The sequence below is a fragment of the Pseudacidovorax intermedius genome (assembly GCF_001476815.1).
Lineage (GTDB): Bacteria > Pseudomonadota > Gammaproteobacteria > Burkholderiales > Burkholderiaceae_C > Xenophilus > Xenophilus intermedius_A.
On the sequence record NZ_LDSL01000206.1, the window covers coordinates 1 to 6,314 of the forward strand.

Consider the following 6,314-nt stretch of genomic DNA (forward strand, 5'->3'; position numbering starts at 1 on the left):
CTCCCCCCGTCCCCCCTGCAGCCCGGCCTGATGGTGCTGCACGGCAACCGGCCGGAGGAGCTGCGGCAGCTGCTCGTGGCCTGGCTGGCGCGGCATCCGCTCGCGCCGCTGGAGGACGAGGTGGTGCTGGTGCAGAGCAACGGCATCGCCCAGTGGCTCAAGCTGGCGCTGGCGGCCGATCCGGCGCGCGGCGGCCTGGGCATCACGGCGGCCTTCGACGTGCAGCTGCCGGCGCAGTTCCTGTGGCGGGCCTACCGCGCGGTGCTGGGTGCGGACACCGTGCCCGAGCGCTCGCCGCTGGACGAGGCGCCGCTCGCCTGGCGGCTGATGCGCCTGCTGCCCGCGCTCACCGCCCGCGCCGCCCAGGCCGATCCACGCTTCGCGCCCCTGGCCCGCTTCCTGGCGCACGATCCCGATCTGCGCAAGTGCCACCAGCTCGCGCTGCGCCTGGCCGACCTGTTCGACCAGTACCAGGTCTACCGCGCCGACTGGCTGCAGGACTGGGCCGCCGGCCGCGACCAGCTGCAGACCCTGCGCGGCGGCACCCGCCCGCTGCCCGAGGACCAGCACTGGCAGGCCCGCCTGTGGCGCGCCCTGCTGGACGACCTGGGCACCGGCGCCGTGGCCGACGCGGCGCAGGGCCTGGCCGGCAGCCGCGCCGGCGTGCACCAGCGCTTCATCGACGCCCTGGCCGCGCACGACGGCCCCCCGCCCGCCGGCCTGCCGCGGCGGGTGATCGTCTTCGGCATCTCCGCCCTGCCCGCGCAGACGCTGCAGGCCCTGGCCGCCCTGGCACGGCATGCGCAGGTGATGCTCTTCGTGCACAACCCCTGCCGCCACCACTGGACCGACATCGTGGCCGACCAGGACCTGCTGCGCGGCGCCTACCGCCGCCAGGCGCGCCGCCCCGGCATGCCCGCCGTGCTGGACGAGGCCGCGCTGCACCAGCATGCCCATCCGCTGCTGGCCGCCTGGGGCAAGCAGGGCCGCGACTACCTGCACCTGATCGACGGCTTCGACGAGCCCGACCGCTACCGCGGCGCCTGGGCCGGCATCGGCAGCGGCCGCATCGACCTCTTCAGCGACGACACGCCGCCCGACCACAGCCTGCTGCGCCAGCTGCAGGACGACATCCTCGAACTGCGCCCCCTGGCCGAGACCCGCGCCCGCTGGCCCGCCGTCGATCCGGCGCGCGACGTCTCACTGCGCTTCCACACCGCCCATTCGCCGCAGCGCGAGGTGGAGGTGCTGCACGACCAGCTGCTGGCCCGCTTCGACGCCGACCCCACGCTGCAGCCGCGCGACGTCATCGTGATGCTGCCGGACGTGGACAGCTACGCGCCCCACATCGAGGCCGTCTTCGGCCGGCTCACGCGCAGCGACCCGCGGCACATTCCCTTCACCGTCGCCGACCAGGGCCAGCGCGGGCGCGAGCCGCTGCTGGTGGCCCTCGAAGCCCTGCTGGCCCTGCCCGACAGCCGCTTCGCCGCCAGCGACGTGCTGGACCTGCTCGAAGTGCAGGCCGTGCGCGAGCGCTTCGGCCTGGCCGAGGACGACCTGCCCGTGCTCAAGCGCTGGATCGAAGGCGCCGGCGTGCGCTGGGGCCTGGATGCCGACCAGCGCACGCAGCAGGGCCTGGGCGCCGCGGGCGAGGCCAACAGCTGGCGCTTCGGCCTGCAGCGCATGCTGCTGGGCTACGCCGCCGGCGACGGCGAGGCCTTCGACGGCATCGCCCCCTTCGACGAGGTGGGCGGGCTGGACGCTGCGGCCCTCGGCCCGCTCGCGGCGCTGCTGCGCGCGATGGAAGTCACGCTCGACACGCTGTCGCAGGACGACACGCCCACCGTCTGGGCCGAACGCCTGCGCGCGCTGCTGCAGCGCTTCTTCGCGCCGGCCACGCCGCGCGAGCAGGTGCGCGTGCAGGAGCTGCTGCAGGGCCTGGACCGCTGGCTGGACGACTGCGCCGCCGCCGGTTTCGACCAGGACCTGCCGCTGTCCGTGGTCCGCGAGACCTGGCTCGGCCAGCTGGGAAGCGGTGGGCTGGCCCAGCGCTTCCTGTCGGGCGGCGTCAGCTTCTGCACGCTGATGCCGATGCGCGCCATTCCCTTCCGCGTCGTCTGCCTGCTGGGCATGAACGACGGCGACTTCCCGCGGCCCGTGATGCGCGCAGACTTCGACCTCATGCGGGACGACTGGCGCCCCGGCGACCGTTCGCGCCGCGACGACGACCGCTACCTGCTGCTCGAAGCCCTGCTGTCCGCGCGCGAGCAGCTCTACATCAGCTGGGTGGGCCGCGACGTGCGCGACCACAGCGCCCGCGCGCCCAGCGTGCTGGTGGGCCAGCTGCGCGACCACCTGGCCGCCGGCTGGCGCCTGGCCGGCCGCGAGGACGAGCGCGAGGCGCTGCTGGCCGCGCTGAGCACCGAGCATCCGCTGCAGCCCTTCAGCCCGCGCTACTTCGCGCCCGATGCGCCGCGCGCGCCCGCCGTGGACGGCCTCTACACCTACGGCCGGGAATGGCAGGCCGCCCATGGCGCCGCGACGCCGGCGCAGGCCGACGCGCCGCTGCCCGCCTGGCAGCCCGAGGAGCCGATCGGGCTGCGCCCGCTGGAGGACTTCCTCGCCCAGCCCATCGAGGCCTTCTTCGCCCAGCGCCTGCACGTGCGCTTCGGCCCTGGCGCCGACGGCGGCGAGGACGCGCTGGACGACGAACTCTTCGCCCTCGGCGGCCTGGAGAACTGGGCGCTGGAGCAGCAGCTGCGCCAGGCCCTGCAACCCTGGTGCGACGACCAGCCCGGTCCGGCCGCCGCCCGCGCCGCCTTGCCGGCCACGCTTGCGCAGCAGACGGACCGGCTGGCGGCCGAAGGCCGCCTGCCGCTGCAGGCCTTCGGCACCCTGGCCGGCCAGGGCCTGCGCCAGCGCGTGGCCCGCACCTTCGACCACTACCTCAAGGCCTGCGAGGCCTGGCCGGAGGTGGAGGCGGCGCCCGTGCTGCTGCACTGGCGGCATGCCGCCAGCGGCGTGACGGTCGACGACGCCCTGCCGCCGCGGCGGCTGCCGGCCGGCGCAGAGGCCGACACCGGCACCGCCGAGCCCGCCCGTCTCGTGCTGACCCAGGGCCGCCTGCACAAGGGCAAGGAGCTCGCCTGGCACCACGTCGTGCGCCACTGGCCCGCGCACCTGGCGCTCAACTGGGCCGCAGGGCCGACGCGCACGGTGCTGGTCAGCGAATCGGGCACGCTGCTGCTGCCGGCCCTGACGCGCGCCGATGCCGACGAGGCCCTGGGCCAGCTCGTGGCGGCCTGGCTCGCCGGCCTGCGCCAGCCGCTGCCCCTGGCCTGCCGCACCGGCTTCGCCGCGCTGGCCGAGGGCCAGGCCGGCCCCGCCGCACGCCTGGCCTACGACGGCGGCGTGCAGCGCCAGGGCGAATGCGAGCGGCCCGCCCTGGCCCGCGCCTATCCCGACTTCGCCGCCCTGGACAGCGCCCGCACCGACGACGGCCGCGGGCTGCTCGACTGGGCCCAGGCGCTTTATGGACCGCTATGGCGGCAGGTGCCCGCCGCCCGCCGCGGCGCTGCCAACGAGACTGACTGATGGCAACGTCCTGCCGGCCCCAATCCGTTCGCCCTGAGCCTGTCGAAGGGCAGAGCGGCGCGCCAGCCTCGCACATGCAAGGGCTTCGACAAGCTCAGCCCGAACGGTTGGAAGCTCAGGCCAAACAGACTTCAGTGCTCCAACATGCAAGGGTGGTGTCATGAGCCCTGCCCTCCCCGCCGTCCAGCCCCTGGACCCGCTGCGCTTCCCGCTGCACGGCCTGCGCCTCATCGAGGCCAGCGCCGGCACCGGCAAGACCTACACCATCGCCCTGCTCTACCTGCGCCTGGTGCTGGGCCACGGCCGGGATGGCAGCGCCTTCGGCCGGCCGCTCACGCCCCCCGAGATCCTGGTCGTCACCTTCACCGAGGCCGCCACGCAGGAGCTGCGCGAGCGCATCCGCGCCCGGCTGGACGAGGCCGCGCGGGTCTTCGCCGGCGAGGCCGAGGCACCGGCCGGCGATGCGCTGGCCGCCCTGCTCGCCGACACCCCGCCCGACGCCCGCCCCGGCTGCGCCCACCGCCTTCGCGTGGCCGCGCAGTGGATGGACGAATCGGCCATCGCCACCATCCACGGCTGGGCCTGGCGCATGCTGCGCGAGCACGCCATGGGCAGCGGCAGCCTGTTCGCCCAGACCCTGCAGACCGACCTGCAGGCGCTGCAGCAGCAGGTGCTGCACGACCACTGGCGCCGCCACTACTACCCGCTGGACGCCGCCGCCTCGCGCGCGCTGCTGGGCTGTTTTCCGAACCCCGAGGCCCTGTGGCAGGCCGTGCGCCCGCTGCTGGCCCAGGGCGATGCGCCACTGCGGCTGCAGGGCAGCGCCTTCGACGGCGCGGCCGATGCGCTCGACGCCCTGCGCCAGCTGGGGCGCAGCATGGCCGAGGCCGACGCGCTGGAAAACGCCGCCCGCCAGGCCTGGCGCGCCGACCGCGCCGCGCTGGAGCGGCTGTGGCACGCGGCCCGCCCCCATCTCAACGGCAACAGCTACCGCGGCAAGGACGACGACGCCACCTTCGGCGGCTGGCTCGACGCCCTGGCCGACTGGAGCGCCGGCGCCGACGCGCCCGACAACATCGCCCGCTTCGGCCGCGACGGCGCGAAGCTCAAAAAGGGCGAGGCGCTGCCCGACCATCCCGCGCTGGACGCCATCGACGCCTGGCAGCAGGCGCAGGTCGCGGCCCAGCCCGCCGGCCTGCGCGCGCACCTGGCCGTGCATGCCGCGCGCGCCCTGCGCGAGGCCCTGGCGGCCGAGAAGCTGCGCCGCGCCGAACTGGGCTTCGACGACCTGCTGCTGCAGCTGGACCGCGCCCTGGCCGGCCCCGGCGGCGCGGCGCTGGCGGCGCGCATCCGCACCCGTTTCCCGCTGGCACTGATCGACGAGTTCCAGGACACGGACCCGGTCCAGTACCGCATCTTCCGGCGCATCTACGGCGCAGCGGGGCCTGCCGGCCACGGCGCAGGCGGCGCCGGTGACGACGACGGCAGCAGCCCCGCCGCCCCCACGCGCGGCACCACCGGCCTGATCCTCATCGGCGACCCCAAGCAGGCCATCTATGCCTTCCGCGGTGCCGACATCCGCACCTACCTGCGCGCGCGCCGCGACACCGCCGCGCAGGCCGATGCGGCGGACGGCGCCGTCTACGCGCTGGACACCAACTTCCGCTCTACCGCCGCCGTGGTGCAGGCCGTCAACCGCGTCTTCGAACAGGCCAGCCGCCATCCGCGCGGCGCATTCCGGTTCGCCGGGGCGGATGGCGACCCGGTGCCCTTCGTGCCGGTGCGCGCCCGCGGGCGTGGCGAGGCGCTGTGGCTCGAAGGCAGGCCCGCACCCGCCCTCACCCTCTGGTCGCAGGAGCCCGAGCCCGACGCCGGCCGCGACAGCATCGGCACCGCCGACTACCGCGCGCACATGGCCGAGGTCTTCGCCAGCGCCGTGGTGCACTGGCTGGCCGATACCGGCGAGGGCCGCAGCGGCTTCCGCCACGCAGACGGCCGCTGGCAGCCGCTGCGGCCGGCCGACATCGCCGTGCTGGTGCGCAGCGGCACGGAGGCCGCCGCCATCCGCGGCGCCCTGGCCGCGCGCGGGCTGCGCAGCGTCTACCTGTCGGACCGCGAATCGGTCTTCGCCACGCCCGAGGCCCAGGACCTGCTGCGCTGGCTGCGCGCCGCCGCCGAGCCCGGCGACGACCGGCTGCTGCGCACCGCCCTGGCCAGCCGCAGCCTGGGCCTGCCGCTGGCCGAGCTGGCGCGCCTGGAAGAGGACGAGCTGGCCTGGGAAGAGACCGCCCTGCGCTGGCAGTCCTTCAACGCCTGCTGGCTGCGCCACGGCGTGCTGCCCATGGTGCATGCGCTGCTGCATGCCTACGACCTGCCCGCGCACTGGCTGGCGGCGCCGGCCAACGGCATGAACCTGGGCGGCGAGCGGCGGCTCACCAACGTGCTGCACCTGGCCGAATGGCTGCAGCGCCGCGCGGTCGACCTGGACGGGCCGCATGCGCTGATCCGCGCCCTGGCCCAGCGCCTGGTCGAGCCCGGCGGCGAGGAAGAAATCCTGCGGCTGGAAAGCGACGCCGCTTTGCTCAAGGTGGTGACCATCCACAAGTCCAAGGGCCTGGAATACCCGCTGGTGCTGCTGCCCTTCATCGCCGCGTGGCGGGAGGAGAAGGCTTCGGCCGCCAAGGCCATCGGCTTCCACGACGCCGAGGCCGATGCCCGCG

At 75.3% G+C, this 6,314-nt stretch carries 2 protein-coding genes; both read left to right on the plus strand.

The features are described from left to right. Positions 1–3,594, plus strand: a 3,594-nt coding sequence (gene recC / locus NS331_RS24335; RefSeq protein WP_345940364.1) for an exodeoxyribonuclease V subunit gamma, incomplete at its 5' end; no start/stop codon positions are given. 160 nt (positions 3,595–3,754) lie between these two features. Beyond that, positions 3,755–6,314: UvrD-helicase domain-containing protein (locus NS331_RS24340; protein ID WP_153013033.1), on the plus strand; the 2,560-nt coding region annotated here is incomplete at its 3' end.